Below are 21,125 nucleotides of genomic sequence, written 5' to 3' on the forward strand. Positions count from 1 at the left end.
GCAGTGCTAGGCCTCAACCGTCAACTGGTTGTTGACGCGGCTCACACCGGGTGCCGACCAGGTTGCGCCTTCGGCCGCATTGCGCTCGGCCCAGGAATGCACATGCCCACGCAGGGTCACCACGCTGCCGTCCATCGATATCTCTATTCGCTTGGCTTCACGCTGGGCCTGGCGGGTCAGCGCATCCTGAATCCGGTTCGACAGGTTGGCGGGAATGGGCATCGCTTTCAGGGTGATGTTGTCGATGATCCCGGCCACGCCTTTGAGCGGGCGGATCATGCGTTCAACTGCCCGGCGCTGAAAATTCCAGTCCAGCTCGCCACTGAGCGTCACCCAGCCCTTTTCCACCGTCACCTTGATTCGGTCTTGTGGCACGGACGTGTTCCAGCTCAGCGCATGTTCCACCGCCGCCGCAATTTCAGTGTCGCTGCGTTGGTGCAAACCCGCCGGGATGACGTCGAGCTCGACCGCAAGCGCCTTGACCCCACTGACGCGTTCAACCGCACGTTTGGCGGCCACTTTTTCAGCATAGGTATCGAGGTGCCCGGTCAAGGTCACGACGCCGTCGGTGACCGAAACACCCACGCGGGCTTCGGGAATTAGGGGATCCCACATCATCTCTGCCAGTACGTCTTTCTTCAATTCTGAATCTGTTTTCATGGCATCTCCTGATAAGCGCTTCAACACAAAAAACTTCCATTTCAGAATAACTGTGGCTTTCTGCGCCACGTTGCGAATAATCAAGTTTCAATCCCGGCAGACAAGGAAACTTCAAGTGGACAAGGCAAGGGTTCTTCATTTTCAGGAGACAGATCATGAAACAGTCGACAGCGTCATTGCCAGGCCTTTGGGTGGCGCTGGCCGTGGTGAGCAGCACAAGCTTTGCACAGACCAGTGTTGACTTTGGAAGGAATGAGTACATGGCCAGTTGTGCCAGCTGCCATGGTGTCTCGGCCAAAGGCGATGGTGCGGTGCGCATGTACCTGACCAAGGCACCGACCGATCTCACCATCATGGCCAAGCGCAACGGCGGGGTGTTTCCGACCCAGTATGCGTGGGAGGTGATCGACGGCAGAACGTCGGTCGTCATTGGGGCGCACGGCGCGCGCGAGATGCCGGTCTGGGGCTATGTTTACCGGGCCGAGGACACGCAGCCGGCTGACCTGCACGCGCGTAACCGCATCAGCTCGCTGCTCGATTATCTGGCGCGGATTCAGGTGAAATAGCATGCGGGCTGGCTTGCATCATGTTTCGTGACCGCGATGAAGCGGCCAATCGGCTGGCCGAGCGGCTCAAGGCCTACAGGGGAAAAAATCCCTTAATCCTGGCGATTCCGCGCGGTGCGGTGCCGATGGGCAAAATCATCGCCGAGACGTTGGGCGGTGAACTCGATGTGGTGCTGGTGCGCAAGCTGCGGGCGCCGCACCAGCCGGAACTGGCACTGGGCTCGGTCAATGAAGGCGGCTGGACTTATCTGGCCGATTTCGCCCAACTCTATGGCGGCAGTGCCGACTACCTTGAGGCCGAGAAACGGACCCAGATGGAGACCATTCGGCAGCGCCGCGCCCAGTACACGCCGATCCGCCCTTCCATCAGCCCCGCGGGGCGCATCGTCATCGTGATTGACGACGGTTTGGCCACGGGTGCCACCATGATTTCTGCACTGCACGGCTTGCGCGCCATGAAGCCCGCCAAACTGATTTGCGCTATTCCCGTGTCGCCGCCGGACACGCTGGCCAAAGTGGCTGATCTGGCGGACGAGGTGGTGTGCCTTGAAGCCCCGGCATTTTTCCAGGCGGTGGGGCAGTTCTACCAGCACTTCCCGCAGGTGGATGATGATGAAGTGATTGCGCTGTTGCGAAAGGCCTGAGACCGGCCTGACAAACTGACCCGGGGTTCCCGCCATCACCGTCAGCGCCGCAACGGGCTGGCGGGTCCGTATCAAAGACCCACACACCTATGCCCAATATCGAGGCCAAGTTGACGTTCTTGCAGTCGCCGGCCAGCTACGGACCCTTGAGCCCGCAGGTCGAACTCATCGAAACCCATATGTCATGGGTCTTCCTGCTGGAGCAGCGGGTCTTCAAACTCAAGAAACCGGTTCGCTTCCCGTTTCTCGATTTCACCACCTTGCAGGCGCGCGAGTTCTATTGTCGCGAAGAGGTGCGACTCAATGCGCGTCTGGCGCCGGGTGTCTATCTCGGTGTGGTGGCGTTGCAGTGGCAGGATGGCGTTTTTGCGCTGGTGCCCGATGCGCAACTGCCCGCCCCCGGAGAAACCGTCGACTGGCTGGTTGTGATGCGGCGCCTACCCCGGCAGCGCATGTTGATTGAAATGGTGGCAAGCCACAGTGTGGCAGACAAGGATATCGATGCGCTGGTTGCGTTGCTTGGCGCGTTCTACCGGGCGGCGCCGGCGGCTCCCATCAGCGCGAACGACTATCTGTCGCGCTTGCGCCATGAGCAGACGCTGAATCGCGAGGTGCTGCTGCGACCCCAATTCGGGCTCCAGGATGTGCGGCTGGCCATCGATCGTCTGGACGCGGCACTGGCGCAGTGCGACGACTTGCTGCGGGCCCGCGCATCGCACGGTCATGTGCTGGATGGGCACGGTGATCTGCGACCCGATCATGTTTGCCTGCTTGAGCCCCCGGTGGTGATTGACTGCCTGGAGTTCAACCCGCAACTGCGGCAAGTGGACCCCTTTGATGAAGTGGCCTACCTGGGCCTGGAATGCGACATGGCGGGTGCTCCCTGGATTGGCCCGCAGCTGGTCGCGGGCATCGTCGACGCGCTGGGTGACCATCCTGGGCCGAGCCTGCTGCATTTTTATACCGCGTACCGTGCCATGTTGCGCGCGCGCCTGGCGATGGCCCATCTGCTCGATCCCAGGCCGCGTTCGCCGGAACGTTGGCCAGCGCTGTCCGAACGGTATATTGCGCGGGCCCTGCTGGCACTGGATGCGTTCAATCAGACCCAGACCCTGCAAGCAGAGACGCCTTGATGGCCCGTGCAAACAAGGGTACTGCGGAGGCAATGGCCAGCTTGCGGCGCACCGCGCAGTCCATCGGCAGGCGAAAGGGCGGAACGCTGTCGGTGATGATGATTCTTTCAATGCTGTCGTCGGCCAGCACCTGCGCCGACGAGCCGGTGAAAAGTCCGTGCGCAACACACGCCAGCACCTCGCGCGCACCTGATCGCCGCAACGCCAGCGCCGCGCGCCGCATGGTCTCGCCACCGGCGATGAGGTCATCCAGCAGCAAAACCCGCATGCCCTCGACCTCCCCGGCCACCAGGTTTTCACTGCTGACAACGCCGGCGCTGCGACGCTTGTCCACCATGGCAAAGCCAACCGGGCGCAGCAGTGTTATTTCCAGTGACTCGCGCCAGAGTTGCGCCCGTTTGACGCCACCGGGATCGGGGGACGCCACCACCAACCGGGCGTCCCCTGCCAACTCAAGCAGCATGGTGTTAAACGCCTGGTGTGCTTCCAGGTGGATGGTCGGGCAACGAAAGGCGTTCTGAAATGCCGCCACGTTGTGAACCTCCAGCACAATCAACTGCGCCGTGCCGACGGCCTCAAACAACTGTGCGACATAGCGCAAGGAAAGCGGGTCGAATGGTTTGGTTTGCCGGTCCTTGCGGGCGTAGGCCAGGTAGGGCACGACCGTCGTCACCCGCGCCGCAGCATGATCGCGCAGCGTGGAGATGAACATCAAGAGCTGGCATAGCTTGTCGTGCGGGCTGTCCTGCGCATCACCGTGCAGACTGTGAACGACGAAGGCGTCACTGCCGCGTGGGTCCAGCAACGGCCTGAGCTTGTGTTCGCCGTCTTCAAAGCGGCGGTACTCATGAGGCGCAAGCGTGACGCCCAGAGCTGCAGCCAAGCCTTGAGCAAAGGTGTCATCCGAGTCGAGCGAGTAGAGCAGCATGGGGGGCGAATTCATGACTGGCCGGCGATTGTGTTGGCGTCAGCTTTTCAGGTACTGGCCAAACCAGACGGCGGCCTGGCGCGCCACTTCTTCCAGTGTGCCGGCTTCCTCGAACAGATGGGTGGCACCGGGAATGATGCTCAACTCTTTGGTGCCGGGCAAGCGGGCATAGGCCTCGCGGTTGAGTTCAATGACGTCCTCATCGCGCCCACCCAGCAGCAGCAAGGTGGGCGACTTGACCAGCTCCAGGCTCTGTTTGCCCGCCAAGTCTGGACGCCCGCCGCGCGACACCACCGCGTGAATGTCGTCCCCCAGCGCTGCAGCGGCCTGCAGCGCTGCAGCCGCGCCGGTGCTGGCACCAAAGTAGCCGATTGGCAGCTGCCGCGTGGCCGCCTGCCCTCTGACCCAGCGCGTGGCCACCAGCAGACGGTGCGTCAGCAGGGCAATGTCGAAGCGGGTCTGGTAATCCAGGTCTTCAGCCACCGTGAGCAAGTCCATCAGCAGCGTGCCAATGCCTTTGTCGTGCAGCACGCGGGCCACGTAGTTATTGCGCGGGCTGTGACGGCTGCTGCCGCTGCCATGCGCAAACAGCACGATACCCTGGGGCTCGGGGGGCAGTTCCAGCAGGCCCTCGATGTGGACGTCTTCCACCGGAATATGGACCAGTTGTGTGTCATTGGGTTTCATCAGGACACCTGTGCGCCGCTTAGATGCCGATCGCAACCGGGATGCGCTGGCGGCCAAAGTCGCCAGCTTTTGCGTCAAAGCGCCCGGCTATGGCCGCGCCGCAGTCCGGGCAGTGGCCGGCGGCGTCCAGCCGGTATTGCTTGATCTGGTACCAGTCACGCACGATCAGCGGCGCGTGGCAGCCCGGGCAGAAGGTGGTGTCGCCTTCGATGTTGTGCACGTTACCGGTGTAGACGTAGTGCAAGCCCTCTTTGAGCGCGATGTGGCGGGCGCGTACCAGCGTGGCCGGTGGTGTGGCGGGCACATCCGGCATCTTGTGGTCCGGATGAAAGGCCGAAAAATGCAGCGGCACATCCGGCCCGAGCTCCCGCATGAGCCAGCGGCACATGGCCGTTATTTCCTCGTTCGAGTCGTTGTGACCCGGAATCAACAGGGTGGTGATTTCGAACCACACCGGGGTTTCGTGTTTGAGGTAGACCAGGGTGTCGAGCACGGGTTGCAGGTGCGAGCCGGTGAGCTTGAAATAGAAGTCGTCGGTAAACGCCTTGAGGTCGACATTGGCCGCGTCGATTTTGGCGAAAAAGTCACGCCGGGGCTGGTCGTGGATGTACCCGGCGGTGACCGCCACCGTCTGCACACCGCGTACGTGGCAGGCATCCGCCACATCCATGGCGTATTCGGCAAAGATCACGGGGTCGTTGTACGTGAAGGCAACGCTCTTGCAACCGTATTTCACGGCCTCCATGGCAATGGCCTCGGGCGAAGCCTGGTCCATCAGACGGTCCATGTCGCGTGACTTGCTGATGTCCCAGTTCTGACAAAACTTGCAGGCCAGGTTGCACCCGGCCGTGCCAAACGACAGCACGCTACTGCCCGGGTAGAACTGGTTAAGCGGCTTTTTTTCGATCGGGTCGATGCAAAAGCCCGAGGAGCGGCCGTAGGTGGTCAGAATCATCTGCTCGCCCTGGCGCATGCGCACAAAGCAGGCGCCGCGCTGGCCCTCGTGCAAGCGGCAGTCGCGCGGACACAGGTCGCACTGCATGCGGCCGTCATCGAGCCAGTGCCAATAACGACCGGGGTAGCTGGATTCCTGCATCAGGCCTTCTCCTTGACCGGCGCTTTGGCGCTGGTGGGCGGCAGGTCAGATTCCTTGAACTTGCTCACGCTGTAACGCTGCAAGCGCACACCCGTGGCCCAGAAGTCGGGCGGCAGGCCGGCTTTGTGTTTCAGATGCGCCATGAACTCGGGCACGCTGGGCAGTTGCTCCCACACCTGCGGCAAGAACGTGCTGCGGTAATGCGCATATTCAAACACCACGCCATCCATGCCGGGCTGCAACTGGGCCAAGGCGTGGGCTTCACTTTCGAACTGCATAACCTGCATCGCCGACAGCAAGGAGATTTCTATCTCGGTGTGCTCCAGTTCGACTGCGGCCAGCGGCGAAAAACGCGGGTCGGAAAAGGCGGCGGCCAAGGCGTTGGCTTTGACATCGGCCAGCAGGGTGCGGCGCGCCTCCAGCGTGCCGATGCAACCGCGCAGCTGACCGCGCTGCGTCAAGGTGATAAAGCACGCCCCCGACTCTTGCAGCCAGGGCTCATGTTCGGCTGCTTCCAGCGGGCGCCCCAAGGCCGTCGAGATGCTGGCGCGGGCGATCGGCAGCAAGGTGTGGCCCTTGGCCGGGGCGCCATGCGGCGCGCTGGGCGCCGCTGGCTGCGACTTAGTGTGAGATTTGGACATCGGCAGACTCCTGTCTGAACGCCAGCGCGGCGTAGCCCACCACCCGGTTCTTGTCGCCGGCCGTGTCACCCGAGTTGCACAGCTCGAGCAGTTCCGGTTGCAGCTGGTGCTGACGCGCTGCCAGCAGCAGGCCATTGACTGGCGTGCCACCGCAGGCCTGGTGGTGCGTGAGGCTGCTGTTGAGTTGCATCATGTGTTGCACCGTGTCGCGGTCAACGGTTTGTGCTGTGCCGTAGGGCAAAAAATGCGACAGGTCAGAGCTGATGACCAGCAGCGTCTCAGGCCCACCCCAGAGTGCTTCCAGCACTTCGGCCACCTGCTCGGGCGTCGCATTGCCCACCGCCAGCGGCACCAGTTTGAAATCATCGAGGACCGCCTGCAAGAACGGCAATTGCACCTCCAACGAATGCTCCTGGGCGTGGGCCGCGGCGCTGACCACCACTTGCGGCATGTGCGCGATGGCAGCGACGGCGTCCTGATCCACTTCGATGCGGCCCAGGGGCGTGTCAAAGGCGTCAACACCTGGCAACGCCAAGCCCCTGACCGGCACCCGGTGGACCGGGCCCAGCAAAACCACACGCCGGATGCTGGAGCGCCCATGGGCGAGCCTTGCATAGGCCCGCGCGGCGGTGGCGCCTGAGTACATGTAGCCGGCATGGGGCACGATCAACGCCTTCGGGGTAGAAGCGTCCAGGTCGGCACCAAGGCGCGCCTGGGCCAGCAGGGTGGTGACATCGTTCAGTAACACCGACGGCTGCCCAGGATAAAAAGTGCCAGCAACAGCCGGCGGCCGCACAGAATTCATGGTGGTATCTCCGTTCTTTTAGAGCTTAGGCCTGTGCATCGCGTGCTGACTTGTGGTTTATCAATTCAGATCGTGCGGTTTTCAGAAATCAGCACGGACGCCATCGTGGGCAGTCAGTGAAGCGGTATTAGACTAGCTAATATGAAAACGTTTGACCCGGATGCCTTGGAGTGTCTCGCCGCCATTGTGGAAGAGGGGGGCTTTGAGCGCGCCGCCGTGCGCCTGTCGATCACCCAGTCGGCCGTGTCACAGCGCTTGCGTTCGCTCGAAGTCCAGGTGGGCACGGTGTTGATCGTGCGAAGCCGTCCCCTGAAGCCAACGTCGGCCGGCCGACTGTTGCTCAAACACGCCCTGCAAACGCGGCTGCTGCGAGCTGACTTGGCGCGTGACCTGAAAGACCTGGCACCGGGGGGCGTCGGCAGTGGCGGCGATGTGGAGCGGATCTCCATTGCGATCAACGCCGACAGCATTGCCACCTGGGCGCTGGGCGCTTTGAGCGAACTGGCGCGGCGCGGCCTCGGGCTGGAAATCATCACCGATGACCAGGACTTCACCATTGAATGGCTGCGCGAGGGCCGGGTGCTGGGTTGCGTGACGACGCTCAAACAAGCCTTGCGCAGTTGCAAGATGGTGCCCCTGGGGGCGATGCGCTACGTGGCCGTTGCCGAGGCGGGCTACGCGGCAGAACACTGCCCGGATGGTTTGTCGCCGCATAATTTTAGAAACGTGCCGTTCGTTGCGTTCAACCGCAAGGATGACTTGCAGGGCGAGTTCATTGCCCATGCCTTCAATCTCAAACACGTGGCCCTGAGCCAGTTGTACGTGCCCAGCTCGCAAGGGCAGGTGAGTGCCGTGCTGGCGGGCTGGGGGGCGAGCGTGGTGCCAGAGTTGCAGGTGCGCGAGCATCTGCGCAGCGGCCGCCTGGTTGATGTGGCGCTGGGGGAGACACTGCCGGTCGAGCTGTATTGGCATTGCTGGAATCTCGACTCGGTGGTGCTGGATGCGCTGACGGCGGCCCTGACCGACGCCGCTGCCGTGGCCCTGCGCTGACGCGCGACCCTTTTAGACTGACTGGTATTAAAACAGTCAAGGCATGCGTATTTTGACGCCCTTGGATAAAATCCGGGCATGAAACCCACCGCCGTCGTCAGATCGTCCTTCAAACAGCAAATGCTCAAGGCCCGTGAAGAGGCCATCATTCAAACCGTCAACCGGCTGCTGGCTGAAAAAGGCTTTGAAGCCATGACGGTCGATGAGGTGGCGTTGCAAGTGGGCATTGCCAAAGCCAGCCTGTACAAACACTTCGCCAGCAAGGAAGAGCTGGCGGCGGCCGCGATGGTGCGGGTGATGCGCCGGGCGCAGGATTTCATCCATGCGCTGCCTGAACAGGCGCCGCCGCTGGAGAATCTGCGCGCCGTGGTGCGCTGGACACTGGAAGTCAAGCTCGCCGGCGATATGCCGTCCTTGCCGAGCCAGAACTCAACGCTGCGCGTTACGCTCATCGGCAACCAGGACTACATGGAGGGTCTGATGGAGGTGAGCGACCGCCTGGGCGCGTGGATCGAGGCCGCGCAGGCCGCCGGGGCGCTCAACCCGGCGCTGCCGGCCATTGCCATTTTGTACACCTTCTTTGCGCGCGCCTGCGACCCGGTGCTGGAGTTCCTGAAGATGGGCGGCTTGTACCAGGATGAGCAAATCGTGACGATGGTGCTCAGTACCTGCTTTGAGGGTCTAAACGCCCGCTAGCCCTTGATTCAACAGCACCTACAGCTATTAAATAAATAGCTGAAGGCAGCCCTGCCAGCAAGCGGCTCAACGCACCAGCAGAATTGGCACTTGGCAGTGTGCCAACACCGCGGTGGCCACCGAGCCCATCACCAGGTTGACCAGGGTGCCGTGGCCATGCGAGCCCATGACGACCATGTCGAACTTGCCGCTGTCGGCGAACTGGGCAATGGTCTCGCCGGCGTGGCCGATCTTCCAGGCGCTTTTGGCGTCGATGCCATGGCGCAGCAAGAACTTGGTGACCGGCGCGAGCACTTTTTCGGCCTCGTCCAGATAGTATTTGTCCATGATTTGCTTGCCCACGGCAGCGCGCGCCCGCGCCGGTATCACCGGCTGGACCGTGAACACGATGTACTCGTTGCCCGGGCTGAATAACTCATCATGCGTGGTCAGGTAAGCCAGCATTTTTTTGGTGTAGGCACTGCCGTCGACGGCGAGAAGAATTTTCATGGGAGGACTCCGTTGGTAAGCGAACGAGTGTACTCACGGCCGGGGTCGGACAACTGTCGAATGTCAAGAAGAAGCCACGATTTTTCGGATGACCAGCGGCGCCAGCGCCACCCCTAAAACCGGGCATCAAGCCACCTCTTGAGCTCAACAAAAACGGGCGCGGCGTCGAGCTCGTTGAAGAGTTCGTGGTAGAGCCCCTCAAAGCAATGGGCGCTGACCACCGCCTTCGGTGCGGTTGCGGCAAAGGCGCGACTGCCGGCCGGGTTGACTAGGCGGTCGGCCCCGGCATACAGCAATAGCGTCGGCACCGACCAACGGGACGCCTGCGCCAAGGCCGCCGGTCCACCCTCGGCAATAAAGCGCGCCAAACGCGCTGATATGCGGTCGTGCACCAGTTTGTCGGCGCGGTAGGCGGCCACCACGGCCGGATCGTGGGATATGAGTGAGGGGTCCAGTCCATTGCCGACGCGCAGATTAGGCGCGATCCTGGGCAGCACGGCCAGCAGCAGTTTCTGAACCGCATTGAGGCCCGCATCGAGCGCTGGCGAGGACAAAACCAGCGCCTGCACCGGGCGCAGGCCCAGGGCCACAAAACGCGCCGCCACCAAGCCGCCCAGGCTGTGGCCGAGCAAAATCAGCGGCGTGTTTTGGCCGATGCGCGCGCGCGTGCTGTCCACGATGTCGCTCAGATCGTCGAGCAAACGGGTGTCGGTGGGCAGACCGCCGCGCGGCCCGCCCGACTCGCCATGGCCATATTGGTCGTAGCCGCGCACCGCAAAGCCCCAGCCGTTGAGCTGGCGGGCCAGACGCTCGTAGCGCCCGGCATGTTCGCCCAGGCCATGCACCAGCAGGACCACACCGCGCAAGGCCTGGCCCGGTGCCCGCGGCCAGTCCTGCACCGCCAGGTTGTCGCCGTCCAGGGCGACAAAGGTCGACAGCGTGCTGTCGGTCATCCGGGCACCTGGGCGATCACCTGCGCCACGGCGGCGGTCAACTTCTTGGCATAGGGCACCTGCAAGAACTCGTTCGGACCGTGCGCGTTGCTCTTGGGACCGAGCACGCCGCAGACCATCATTTGCGCCTTCGGGAAGCCGGTGGACAGCATGTTCATGAGCGGAATGGTGCCGCCCTGGCCGATGTAGCCGCAGGGCGCGCCAAAGTAGTCTTGCGAGGCGCGTTGCAGCGCCTGCTCAAACCAGGCGGCCGTGCTGGGGGCGTTCCAGCCGGTGGCGTGGGAGTCGGGCACAAAGCTGACCCGCGCCTGGTACGGGGCGTTGTCTTCCAGCAGCGCTTTGAGCTGCTGCACGGCTGGACCCGCCTCCACCAGCGGCGGCAGGCGCAGGCTGAGCTTGAAGGCGGTAAAGGGGCGCAGCACGTTGCCCGCGCTTTTCAGATCGGGCAGGCCCTCGGCGCCCGTGACGCTGAGCGTGGGCGCCCAGGTGCGGCTTAGCAGGGCCTGCAGCGGGTCGGTGCTGGTGGGCAGCATGGTCTGGCTGGCGCCGCCGCAGTCCGCGTGCGCCCAGGGGAATCGTTTGTAGAGCTCTTCGCCCAAAATGGCGGCGGTGGCTTGGGCTTGGCGCAACCTGTCGGCCGGAACTTCGCAGTGAAAGGGTGCGGGCAGCAGGCGGCCGCTGGCGCTGTCTTCAAGCCGGTCCAGCAGGTGACGCAGGATCCGAAAACTCGACGGCACCAGACCGCTGGCATCGCCCGAGTGCACTCCCTCGGTCAGCACCTGCACCTTGAGCGTGCCGCTGGCCATGCCGCGCAGGCTGTTGGTGAGCCAGAGCTGGTCGTAATTGCCCGCGCCCGACTCCAGACAGATCACCAGCGCCACATCGCCCAGCCGGGGGCGCAGCAGGTCAAGGTAGGGCGGCAGGTCATAGGAGCCGCTTTCTTCGCAGGTCTCGATCAGGCCGACGATGCGCGGGTGCGCCACACCTTGGCTCTTGAGCGCCTGGACGGCGGTGATGGCGGCATAAATGGCGTAACCATCGTCGGCACCACCGCGGCCGTAGAGCTTGCCGTCTTCGTACTTGGGGCTCCAGGGCCCGAGGTCACTGCGCCAGCCGGTGACCTCGGGCTGCTTGTCCAGGTGGCCGTACATCAGCACCGTCTGGCTGGGCGCGGCCTGGTTGGCGCTGCCGGTGGACGCCGCCACTTCAAAAAACAGCACCGGCGTGCGATCGGGCAGGCGGATGACTTCCAGGCTCAGGCCGGCGACCTTTTGCGACTCGACCCAGGCGGCGGCGTTGCGCACCACGGTGTCAATGAAGCCGTGCTTGACCCAATCGGCATCGAACATGGGCGACTTGGCCGGGATGGCGATGTAGTCGCTGAGTTGGTCGACCAGGTCATCGTCCCAGGCTTGGGCGACTTCGTTGAGCGCCTGGGCGGCGTTCAAGGCCGAGGCGGGGCTGCGTGCATTCATACAAAATTCCTTGCGTGGTTGGGCCACAATGGCCGTCATCATGCCACGGCGCGCCGCCCTCCAAATGGGCACGGGGCGCCTGGGGGGCCGGTTGCGGTGCACCTGCGCGGCCACAGCGTTTCAAACAATCTGAGCGTGCTTGAGCGCGTCAAGCGGCGCACCGCCCATGCTCAGGCAGATTCTGCGATATTGTAAGCAAAATAGGCCTCTAGCCCTTTATTTATATGGGTATATAGCTATATATTTAATAGTAATTATCGCATGCAAAGTCCCACCATGAAATCAATCATTGACACTCTCAACCGTCGTTTTCGAATGGCGGGCCAACTTCAATTTGTGGACAACGGCAACGGCCTGCCGGTGGCTGACATCCAGACGCCGCAAGCCAGCGCACGCGTGGCGCTGCAAGGCGCGCAGGTGCTGGCCTGGCAGCCGGCCGGGCACAAGCCGGTGATCTGGTTGTCGCAGGCGGCGGTGTTTGAACCGGGCCAAGCGGTGCGCGGCGGCGTGCCGGTGTGCTGGCCGTGGTTTGGTGCGCAGGGCGGCCTGCCCGCCCATGGCTTGGTACGCACCCGCCTGTGGGCGCTGCGCGAAGCCGCGATGGATGCGGCCAGCCAAGTGGTGCTGCGGTTCGGGCTGGGCGACGACGCAAGCACCCGCGCGCTCTGGGACTTTCCGTTTGATCTGGAACTGGTGGTCACGGTTGGCGCTACCCTGGCCATGGCCCTGACGACCCGCAACACCGGGGAGAAGCCCTTCACCATCACGCAGGCCTTGCACACGTATTTTTGTGTGGGCAACATCGGGCAAACATCAGTGCAGGGGCTGGACGACACCGACTACCTGGACAAGGTGCAAAATTTTGCTCTGGCCAAACAATCGGGCGCGGTTGAGTTCACGGGTGAAACCGACCGCATTTACATCAACACAACGGCCGATTGCCGGATTGAAGACCGCGCCTGGCAGCGTACCCTGCAAATTGCCAAAACCGGCAGCACCTCCACCGTGGTGTGGAACCCCTGGCGCGAGCGCGAAAAAGCCTTGCCTGACATGGCGGCAGGTGAGTACCTGGGCATGCTGTGCGTGGAAACCTGCAATGCCGGGCCGGATCAGATCACCGTTGCCCCGGGCCACGCGCACACTTTGAGCGCGCGCCTCTCGGTGGCTTGAAGGCAGCGGCCTTCAGGCGCCCTTCAAAGCGGGGTAGTCGGTATAGCCCTTGGCGCCGCCGCCGTAGAAGGTATTGCTGTCCCATGGGTTGAACGGGCCGCCTACGCGCAGACGTTTGACCAAGTCCGGGTTGGCAATGAAGAGCCGGCCAAAGGCCACCAGGTCAGCACCGACGGTAATGGCGGCTTGCGCCAACTCTTTGTCCAGGCCATTGTTGACCATCCAGGCGCCTTTGCCACCGGCGGCCCGGTAGGCGCGGCGCAAACCGGTGTAGTCGAACGGGCGGTCAGGCAGTTCGCGGGCACCGCCGGTGGCCCCTTCAATGATGTGCAGGTAAGCCAGCTTGAACGCCGCCAGTTCGCGCACCACGTAGTCAAACAAAGGTTGCGGATCGGGGTCAAAGGCATCGTTGGCCGGGGTCACGGGCGACAGGCGAATGCCGACGCGCCCAGCGCCCACGGCAGCGGTCACGGCCTGCACCACTTCGAGCAACAGGCGGGCGCGGTTTTCGATGCTGCCACCGTAGTCGTCACGGCGCAGGTTGGAGCCTGCCTTGAGAAACTGGTCCAGCAAATAGCCATTGGCCGCGTGAATCTCGACCCCGTCAAAGCCTGCGGTCTGCACCGCGTTGCGCGCGGCCGCCTGGTAGGTGTGCACGATGTCGGGCAACTCATAGGCCTGAAGCGCGCGGGGCTCCGAGGTGTCGACAAAGACCGGCACGTCGTCTTGCAGCAGCACGGTCTTGGTTTTGGCTGCGATGGCCGACGGCGCCACCGGCTGGCCGCCCTCGGGCTGCAGGCTGGTGTGCGAGACCCGGCCCACATGCCAGAGCTGCACCACGATCTTGCCGCCGGCGCCGTGCACACTGTTCGTGACATGCTTCCAGCCTTCGAGTTGCTCTGAGCCATACAAGCCGGGCACGTCGGCATAGCCCTGACCCTGGTGGCTGATGGCGGTGGCTTCAGAAATGAGCAGGCCGGCGCTGGCGCGCTGGGTGTAGTACTCGGCCATCAGCGCCGTGGGGATGGCGTCGGGCGCGCGGTTGCGCGTCAGCGGCGCCATCACGATGCGGTTGGCAAGCGTCAAGTCGCCGGCATGAACCGGGTCAAACAGGGTAGCGGTGCGGTGTGGCATAGGAGGCAGTCATGGTTAACGGGTTGGATGAACTAGCTGGGGGCAAAGGCGCGAAATCAAAGGGACCAAAAAGCTCGGCCTTATCTTGACAGCTTGTAGACCGAGGTGCCGGCCAGCAGATTGGGCAGTCGGCGCACCACCTGGCCGTTTTGCAGGCCAAAGCTATCGAGCACCGTCAAGCCGTTGCGCCCGGCCAGAATACCCAAATCAGCATGGGTGCCGACGCGAATATTGGGCGTGTCAAACCACTGGTACGGCAAGCGGCGCGTCACCGGCATGCGCCCGGTCAAAATGCTCAGGCGGTTCGGCCAGTGCGCAAAATTGGGGAAAGCCACCACGCCGAAGCGCCCGACGCGCACTGTCTCGCGCAGCATCACCTCGGCATTGCGCAGGTGCTGCAGGGTGTCGATCTGCAGCACCACGTCAAAGGATGCGTCTTCAAACATCGACAGACCCTCATCCAGATTGAGCTGGATCACATTGACCCCGCGCTTGACGCAGGCCAGCACGTTGGCGTCGTCAATCTCGATGCCGTAGCCGCTGCAGCCGCGTGTGCGCTGCAGGTGCGCCAGCATGGCGCCGTCGCCGCAGCCCAGGTCGAGCACCCGGGCACCTTCCGGCACCAGCTGGGCCAGCGCGTCCATGGTTTGCAGGTCGCTCATGCCGATACCTCGACACTATCAAAGTAAGAGCGAACAACGCTGCTGTAGCGGGGGTCATCGAGCAAAAAGGCATCATGACCATGGGGGGCGTCGATCTCGGCATAGCTGACATCGCGCCGGTTGTGCAAAAGCGCCTTGACGATCTCGCGGCTGCGCTTGGGCGCAAAACGCCAGTCGGTGGTGAAGCTCACCAGCAGAAATTTGCAGCGGGCGCGCGCCAGCGCGTGGCTCAGGTCGCCGCCATAGGTGCGGGCCGGGTCAAAGTAGTCCAGCGCGCGCGTGATCAAGAGGTAGGTGTTGGCGTCAAAGTACTCGGCGAACTTGTCGCCCTGGTAGCGCAGGTAGCTCTCGATCTGGAACTCCGCCTCCAGCGTGCTGAACAAATAGTCGGCGCCGCCGCCTCTTTGGCTGGCGGCAATCAGCTGGCGGCCAAATTTTTCGTTCATCACGTCATCGCTGAGGTAAGTGATGTGGCCGATCATGCGGGCAATGCGCAGGCCGCGTTTGGGCACGGTGCCGTGCGCGTAAAAATGCCCGCCATGAAAGTCGGGGTCGGTCGCGATCGCCCGGCGCGCCACCTCGTTGAAGGCAATGTTCTCGGCCGTCAGGTTCGGGGCGCTGGCAATCACCACCGCGTGCCGCACGCGCTCGGGGTACTGCAGCGTCCAGCTCAGCGCCTGCATGCCACCCAAGGAGCCACCCATCACGGCGGCGAGCGTCTGGATGCCCAGGGCATCGAGCAGGCGGGCCTGCGCGTTGACCCAATCCTCGACCGTCACCACCGGAAAATCCGCACCATAGATGCGGCCGGTGTCGGGGTTGGTGTGCATCGGGCCGGTGGAGCCAAAGCAGGAGCCCAGGTTGTTGACGCCGATGACAAAGAACTTGTCGGTATCGAGCGGCTTGCCCGGGCCGATCATGTTGTCCCACCAGCCCTCGGATTTGTCCTGGCCGGCGTACACGCCCGCCACATGGTGCGAGGCGTTCAGGGCGTGGCAGATCAGCACGGCGTTGGACCTGTCAGCGTTGAGTTCGCCGTAGGTCTCAAAGCTCAGCGCATAGTCACGCAGCGAGGCACCACTTTGCAGGGGCAAGATGCTATCGAACTGCATGGACTGGGGGGTAGCGATCATTTTCATCGGTTGGGGCGGGCCAGGTAGGCGTCGCCTGACTCTAGGCGATGCCACATCTTAATCAGTTGGGGGCAGACCCTGCTCAAGGTCTGCCAATTGCTGCTCCACCCAGTGCCGCACCTCGGCATACGGGTGCTGTTCCAGCGCAGCGAAACCCGCCAGGCTGCGCGCCTTGAGTTGGCTCAAGAGCGGCGCGGCCACGCCGCACAAGAAACGCGTCAGACTGTCGGCGCTCATCGGGCTGGGGCTAAGTGCACGGTGGCGAGCCATCAAGTCGCCACACAAGGCCCGAAAGTTCTGCCCGGCCAGCGCTGCCCGTGGCGCGGGTTCTGGCAAGCGCGCGACCTGGCCGTGGCAGACCGAACAATGCCCGCAGCGCAGCGGCCCGGCGTTGTCGCCAAAGTAAGCGGCGAGGCGCTGGCTCAGGCATTGCTCGCTGGCGAAAAAAGCCAGCATGGCGTGGATGCGTGCAATTTCACTGACCTCCTTGGCCTGAAAATACGCTGCCAGCTCCCCGCTCAGCGTTTGCGCATCAAAGCCCGGCGCCAGCACCGTATAGACCTCGGTCATTTGCTTGGCCTCCAGTTCGATCCAGCCTTGGGTCGCCAGGTAGTCCAGCGCCGTGACCACCCGGCTGTGTTCGGCCGGGTAGGTCTGGTACAGCGCCGCAAAGTCCAGCGTGCACCAGGTGCGTGCCTGTTTGGCGCAGCGCAGGATGGCCTGCACAAATTGCTGGCGCTCGCCTTTGAGATGCGCCAGCAGCGCCTCGGGCTCAATCAGGTATTTGAACCGGTACTCGGCAAAATAGGCGTAGCGCGCGGCCAGGACGCCGCGCAGCTCCAGTTGCACCAGCAGGGTTTTCAGCGGCAACAGGCGAATGTTGCTTTGCTCTGAGAGGGCATTGAGCATCAGTTCCCAAGGTTGACCGGGCGCCACCACCAGAATCTCATCGAGCACCCAGCGGATGCCCGCAGCTTCGGGCGTGTCGCCATAAACAAAGTTCTCCAGCACCTGCAGGCTGTCGCGGTTGGCCAGCGCCAGACAGTCGGACGGCAGGCCATCGCGGCCCGCACGACCAATCTCCTGGCTGTAGCCCTCGATCGATTTCGGCAGATCAAAGTGCACCACGTTGCGGATGTCGCTTTTGTCAATGCCCATGCCAAAAGCGATGGTGGCGACGATGCAGTGGATGTGCCCGGCCATGAATTGTTTTTGGACGGACTCGCGCTGCTCGTGCAGCATGCCCGCGTGGTAGGCGTGCGCGGCAACACCGTGCTGAGTTAGCTGCTGCGCCAGCTGCTCGGCGGTTTTTTGCAGGGTCACATAGACAATGGTCGGCTGCTTGGCGCGCACGGCCAGCCACTTCACGAGCCGCTGCAGCTTGTCGCGGCCGCTGACCGGCTCCACCCGCAAATTCAGGTTGGCGCGGTAAAAGCCGGTACAGACCACATCAGCCGCAGCAATATCAAACTTGGCTTGCATATCGGCCACCACAGGCGGCGTGGCGGTCGCGGTCAGCAGCAGGGTTTGGGGAACAGCGAACTGGCGCTGGTAGTCCGGTAGCTTGAGGTAGTCCGGCCGGAAGTTATGGCCCCACTCCGAGATGCAGTGCGCCTCATCGACCACCAGCAGCGAGATCGGAATTTGCACGATGAAATTGCGAAAGCGCTCGTTTTTGAGGCGCTCGACCGAGATCATCAAGATCTTGAGCTGGCCGGCGCGGGCTTGCGCCATCACGCTTTGCGTTTGCTCGCGACTTTGCGCCGAGTCGATGCTGGCTGCCGCAATGCCATGGCGTGTCAAAAAGGCCAATTGGTCTTGCATCAGCGCCAGCAAGGGCGACACCACCAGCGTCAGGTGCGGCAGCAACAGCGCGGGCAACTGGTAGCACAGCGACTTGCCCGAGCCCGTGGGGAAAATCGCCGCGGCGGATCGGCCCGCCAGCACCGCGCTGATCACCGTCGCCTGGCCGGGGCGAAACTGTGGATAGCCAAAAACGCTCTCTAAGGTTGGCAGCATGGCAGGAGTCAACGGTCGCATGGCTTAATTCAAGTGTTCAGGGGCTGCGCGCACAGCTGCCAACCATAGCATTCATCGGTGCCGCAAAGCGCCTGGCCTGCGGGAGGCTCGTCAATGACGTCGCAGAAACCCCATTGCTGACGTTCATGCGCAATTCAATGCAGCGCTCGCTGGCGATCCGGTTGCAGTCCGCAGAAATAACTGTCAACTGAAAAAGGGCGGTGCTGCAGCGCGCTCGCTTGACTCTTCTCAAACAAATATTCTTCATGGCGCGTAGCCTGACCAGCGTGGACATTACTGCAAACGGAGGAACATGATGAAACACAAAGTGCCAGTCACGGGCGCTGTCAGCGAACCAGCATTTGCCCAAAAAGAGTCGGACCCAGACAGTGAAATTGAACGGATCATGGCGCGACCGGATGGGTATTATTGGCTGGCCCTTGATGGCAAACAGGAGTTTGGTCCCTTCGAGAGCCTGGAGCTCGCCCAGGCCGATATGGCGGCATCTGATGAGCCGGATGCGGGGCCAGGCGAAACGCTGCAGGAGGCCGAGGAAGAGATTGGAATCTCCACCTGGATCGACCCAGAAACGGGAGAACCTGCCGAGGGGCAGTCGCCGCCACGACTGGAAGAAGAGTGACGTTGCCCTGCGAGTCTGCTGCTCGTGGTGGGGTTCGAAACGAGGAGAAAAGGATGACACTGCTGGCACAAATTGCTATCAATATAGCAGCTGCTTGAGCAATTTAGACGGGGGCTAGAGCCTATTTTTATAAATCGTGCCGCTCAGCTCTCCAGCCCCCGTTTCAGCCGCCACTGCTTCACCAAGGCATAAATGGCCGGAATGACGGCCACTTCCAATACCCGCAAAGCTGCGTTACCGGGCAGTCGGGGCGGCCAGGCGAACTCACACAGCCGACCAAATCTCGACGGTGGTCGCCGACCGCTTTAGGGAAACGAAATCTCGCTCTTGCGAGTCTTCCTGTAGCGGCCGAAAGGGGTGCGGATGATGTCGCAGATGTGGGCTATTGGCAGTCAAGAAGGCTCGACAACAAGTTCCCCGTTCACGTAATAGCAGAAACGGGTGGCTCGCACTGCCAACGTGGTGTTACCAGGCGGCACCGCCTTTTCTCTCGGAAGCTTCATTCGGGCACGGGCGTCACCTAACGCCAATTCCAGAATTCTGACGCTGCCATGATCCTCAATGGACAGGATAGTTGTCGGAAAACTATCTGGGTCTGTGTCCGATGTGAAAGACAAGTTCTCTGGCCTTACACCCAACGTGATCTCACCCTTTGGAAGCCTCACTGGAGGATAGGGAAGAGGCAGTCCCCCCAGCGTCAACTTCTCGGCCTCGCGCCTGATCGGCAAGAAGTTCATGCCGGGCGAACCAATGAAATTCCCAACGTAGGTATTTGCCGGACGCTCAAAAAGATCTTCTGGCGTCCCGCGCTGCACGATCCGACCGTCCATCATGACCAGAATTTCATCGGCAAAGCTCATGGCTTCGTTCTGGTCATGCGTTACATAAATCACCGTTTGGCGCGCATGCACATGCGCTTGTTTGATCTTGCGGCGCAACTCGAATTTCATTTGCGGATCGATCACCGTTAACGGCTCATCCATCAATATCGAGGCGACGTCATCGCGGACCAGTCCCCGGCCCAGTGAGATCAACTGCTTTTCGTCCGCCGTCAGGGCCCGTGCCGCCAGACCCAACCGTGATGTCAGGCCCAGCATCTCTGCCACCTGCTCCACTCTGGGGCGAATACGGGACCGTTCCCACTTGCGGCATTGCAGCGGAAATGCCAGATTTTCAAACACGGTCTTGGATTGATAAACCACCGGAAACTGGAATACCTGTGCGATATTTCTCTGTGCCGTTGGAATCTGGGTCACATCACGGTCATCAAAAAACACCTTTCCCTCTGACGGCTGCAACAGACCGGAGATGATGTTGAGCATGGTGGTTTTTCCACAGCCAGACGGCCCCAGAAGTGCATAGGTTTTCCCATGCTCGAACACCAGATCGGCCGGCATCAAGGCGTAGACATTTTCGCCGTAGGAATGCCCGACACGGGACAACCGAATCTGGCTCATAGTTGGGCTCCAGTGGCTGGCGAGCCAGCCAAACGCCGTTGCCCGCCAGTCTCAAAGGCGAACAACCTGTCAGCCGGGATGGCTATCCCCAAGGTCTCACCCAATTCATGAATGTGAACGCCCTCGACTTGCAGGGTAAGGGCGCCAGCGGGCGAGTCAACGTACAAGAAAGTTTCTGATCCAGAGACCTCCGAGAATGTCACCTGGCAATTTACGCAGTCATCCCCTACTCGGAGTTCGCTGGCCCGAATCCCAAACCAGTAATCACCGCTCGACAGGCTGTTCAAGTGCGACGGCAGGCCGACACGAATTCCGCCGGTCAGTTCAATGGAGTCAGGCCCTTTGCGTCCTGGAATGAAGTTCATCGGTGGATCGTTCACAACGGCAGCCACCTGCATAAACGCTGGACGGTCAAATACGTCCGAGGGGGTGCCAGTTTGCAAAATACGTCCTTCATGCATCACAACCACGGTATCGCCCAACAACATGGCCTCGGCCGGTTCAGTGGTGTTGTAGATCACAATGGTTTGATCCTGATCTGCGAGCAGGCTGCGAAATTCGGTTCGCATGTGCTCACGCAATTTGTAGTCAAGATTGACCAGTGGCTCATCAAGCATCAGGATACCTGCTTGCCGGGCCAGTGCCCGTGCCAACGCGACCCGTTGTTGCTGCCCGCCCGAAAGTTGCGACGGCCGGCGCGCATCAAAGCCCTGCAAGCCAACCTTGTCAAGCACACCTCGCACGCGACTGCGAATCGCGTCTTCACTTAAGCCTTTACGACGAAGCGGGAATGCGACATTTTCAAACACATTCAGATGCGGATAGTTGATGAACTGCTGATAGACCATCGCAATATCGCGCCGCCACGCGGACAAGCTGGAAAAACTCCGGCCGTCCAGTGCCAGTTCCCCTTTGTCCAGCACCTGCAAGCCCGCGATGCTTCTCATAAGCGTGGTTTTGCCGGCCAGCGTTCGGCCAATCACCGTCGTCAGACGCCCGCGCTCAAACTGTGTACTGATGCCACCCAAATGGGTAACACCATCGATGTCAAGACAAAAATCGGTCAGTTGCAAACTCATGGTGACCC

22 protein-coding genes are annotated in these 21,125 nt (G+C 62.0%); 7 read left to right on the forward strand and 15 right to left on the reverse strand.

Annotated features, from left to right (window positions below):
- Positions 1-6: 6 nt before the first annotated feature.
- Positions 7-660: a BON domain-containing protein gene (locus GZ093_RS04405; RefSeq protein WP_296482632.1), complete on the reverse strand. Its 654-nt coding sequence runs from the start codon at positions 658-660 to the stop codon at positions 7-9.
- 155 nt (positions 661-815) lie between these two features.
- Between GZ093_RS04405 and GZ093_RS04410 the strand changes: the two genes are divergently transcribed.
- From GZ093_RS04410 to GZ093_RS04420, 3 genes are all read left to right on the forward strand, one after another.
- A complete protein-coding gene (locus GZ093_RS04410; protein WP_296482634.1) occupies positions 816-1,226 on the forward strand; it encodes a c-type cytochrome in 411 nt (136 codons plus the stop codon).
- Positions 1,227-1,246: 20 nt separating this feature from the next.
- Positions 1,247-1,870: a phosphoribosyltransferase family protein gene (locus GZ093_RS04415; protein WP_296482637.1), complete on the forward strand. Its 624-nt coding sequence runs from the start codon at positions 1,247-1,249 to the stop codon at positions 1,868-1,870.
- Between the two features lie 89 nt (positions 1,871-1,959).
- Positions 1,960-3,003, forward strand: a complete 1,044-nt coding sequence (locus GZ093_RS04420) for a hypothetical protein (protein WP_296482641.1) — start codon at positions 1,960-1,962, stop codon at positions 3,001-3,003.
- Here GZ093_RS04420 and prs read toward each other — a convergent pair.
- Genes prs through amrB form a run of 5 tightly spaced genes read right to left on the reverse strand, consistent with a single transcriptional unit; the run spans position 2,966 to position 7,160 of the window.
- On the reverse strand, positions 2,966-3,946 hold the full coding sequence (gene prs / locus GZ093_RS04425; RefSeq protein WP_296482643.1) for a ribose-phosphate diphosphokinase: 981 nt from the start codon (positions 3,944-3,946) through the stop codon (positions 2,966-2,968). The two genes, GZ093_RS04420 and prs, sit on opposite strands and share 38 nt — an antisense overlap.
- A gap of 24 nt (positions 3,947-3,970) precedes the next feature.
- Positions 3,971-4,618: an alpha/beta hydrolase gene (locus tag GZ093_RS04430; protein ID WP_296482644.1), complete on the reverse strand. Its 648-nt coding sequence runs from the start codon at positions 4,616-4,618 to the stop codon at positions 3,971-3,973.
- Between the two features lie 19 nt (positions 4,619-4,637).
- A complete protein-coding gene (gene amrS, locus GZ093_RS04435) occupies positions 4,638-5,714 on the reverse strand; it encodes an AmmeMemoRadiSam system radical SAM enzyme (RefSeq protein ID WP_296482646.1) in 1,077 nt (358 codons plus the stop codon).
- Entirely contained in the window at positions 5,714-6,355 is a 642-nt protein-coding gene (gene amrA, locus GZ093_RS04440; protein WP_296482648.1) for an AmmeMemoRadiSam system protein A, read from the reverse strand. Before amrA ends, amrS begins: the two co-directional genes overlap by 1 nt.
- On the reverse strand, positions 6,336-7,160 hold the full coding sequence (amrB, locus tag GZ093_RS04445; protein WP_296482651.1) for an AmmeMemoRadiSam system protein B: 825 nt from the start codon (positions 7,158-7,160) through the stop codon (positions 6,336-6,338). The genes amrA and amrB overlap by 20 nt, the downstream gene beginning before the upstream one ends.
- A gap of 141 nt (positions 7,161-7,301) precedes the next feature.
- Here amrB and GZ093_RS04450 point away from each other — a divergent pair, with 141 nt between their 5' ends.
- Together GZ093_RS04450 and GZ093_RS04455 are read left to right on the forward strand one after the other, a co-directional pair.
- Positions 7,302-8,210, forward strand: coding sequence for a LysR family transcriptional regulator ArgP (locus GZ093_RS04450; RefSeq protein WP_296482653.1), 909 nt, complete (start codon positions 7,302-7,304; stop codon positions 8,208-8,210).
- Positions 8,211-8,288: 78 nt separating this feature from the next.
- A complete protein-coding gene (locus GZ093_RS04455) occupies positions 8,289-8,906 on the forward strand; it encodes a TetR/AcrR family transcriptional regulator (protein WP_296482656.1) in 618 nt (205 codons plus the stop codon).
- A 66-nt stretch (positions 8,907-8,972) separates the two neighbouring features.
- On the opposite strand, the gene GZ093_RS04460 is transcribed toward GZ093_RS04455, so the two are convergent.
- From GZ093_RS04460 to GZ093_RS04470, 3 genes are all read right to left on the reverse strand, one after another.
- Positions 8,973-9,395: a universal stress protein gene (locus GZ093_RS04460; RefSeq protein ID WP_296482659.1), complete on the reverse strand. Its 423-nt coding sequence runs from the start codon at positions 9,393-9,395 to the stop codon at positions 8,973-8,975.
- 113 nt (positions 9,396-9,508) lie between these two features.
- Complete coding sequence (locus tag GZ093_RS04465) at positions 9,509-10,348, reverse strand: alpha/beta hydrolase (protein WP_296482662.1); 840 nt, start codon at positions 10,346-10,348, stop codon at positions 9,509-9,511.
- On the reverse strand, positions 10,345-11,823 hold the full coding sequence (locus GZ093_RS04470; RefSeq protein ID WP_296482665.1) for a M20 family metallopeptidase: 1,479 nt from the start codon (positions 11,821-11,823) through the stop codon (positions 10,345-10,347). Before GZ093_RS04470 ends, GZ093_RS04465 begins: the two co-directional genes overlap by 4 nt.
- A gap of 276 nt (positions 11,824-12,099) precedes the next feature.
- Here GZ093_RS04470 and GZ093_RS04475 point away from each other — a divergent pair, with 276 nt between their 5' ends.
- A complete protein-coding gene (locus GZ093_RS04475) occupies positions 12,100-12,993 on the forward strand; it encodes a D-hexose-6-phosphate mutarotase (protein WP_296482667.1) in 894 nt (297 codons plus the stop codon).
- A 12-nt stretch (positions 12,994-13,005) separates the two neighbouring features.
- On the opposite strand, the gene GZ093_RS04480 is transcribed toward GZ093_RS04475, so the two are convergent.
- From GZ093_RS04480 to GZ093_RS04495, 4 genes are all read right to left on the reverse strand, one after another.
- A complete protein-coding gene (locus GZ093_RS04480) occupies positions 13,006-14,127 on the reverse strand; it encodes an alkene reductase (protein WP_296482669.1) in 1,122 nt (373 codons plus the stop codon).
- An 80-nt stretch (positions 14,128-14,207) separates the two neighbouring features.
- Complete coding sequence (gene metW / locus GZ093_RS04485; RefSeq protein WP_296482672.1) at positions 14,208-14,789, reverse strand: methionine biosynthesis protein MetW; 582 nt, start codon at positions 14,787-14,789, stop codon at positions 14,208-14,210.
- A complete protein-coding gene (locus GZ093_RS04490; RefSeq protein WP_296482675.1) occupies positions 14,786-15,928 on the reverse strand; it encodes a homoserine O-acetyltransferase in 1,143 nt (380 codons plus the stop codon). Before GZ093_RS04490 ends, metW begins: the two co-directional genes overlap by 4 nt.
- 51 nt (positions 15,929-15,979) lie before the next feature.
- On the reverse strand, positions 15,980-17,941 hold the full coding sequence (locus GZ093_RS04495) for a RecQ family ATP-dependent DNA helicase (RefSeq protein ID WP_296482678.1): 1,962 nt from the start codon (positions 17,939-17,941) through the stop codon (positions 15,980-15,982).
- A 316-nt stretch (positions 17,942-18,257) separates the two neighbouring features.
- Here GZ093_RS04495 and GZ093_RS04500 point away from each other — a divergent pair, with 316 nt between their 5' ends.
- Positions 18,258-18,581, forward strand: a complete 324-nt coding sequence (locus tag GZ093_RS04500; protein WP_296482681.1) for a hypothetical protein — start codon at positions 18,258-18,260, stop codon at positions 18,579-18,581.
- A 392-nt stretch (positions 18,582-18,973) separates the two neighbouring features.
- Here GZ093_RS04500 and GZ093_RS04505 read toward each other — a convergent pair whose 3' ends face one another.
- On the reverse strand, positions 18,974-20,038 hold the full coding sequence (locus tag GZ093_RS04505; RefSeq protein ID WP_296482686.1) for an ABC transporter ATP-binding protein: 1,065 nt from the start codon (positions 20,036-20,038) through the stop codon (positions 18,974-18,976).
- The gene (locus GZ093_RS04510; RefSeq protein WP_296482689.1) at positions 20,035-21,117 is read right to left on the reverse strand and encodes an ABC transporter ATP-binding protein; all 1,083 of its coding nucleotides are present in this window, start codon (positions 21,115-21,117) and stop codon (positions 20,035-20,037) included. The genes GZ093_RS04505 and GZ093_RS04510 overlap by 4 nt, the downstream gene beginning before the upstream one ends.
- Positions 21,118-21,125 lie beyond the last annotated feature (8 nt).

The organism is Rhodoferax sp., assembly GCF_010365055.1.
Lineage (GTDB): Bacteria > Pseudomonadota > Gammaproteobacteria > Burkholderiales > Burkholderiaceae_C > Rhodoferax.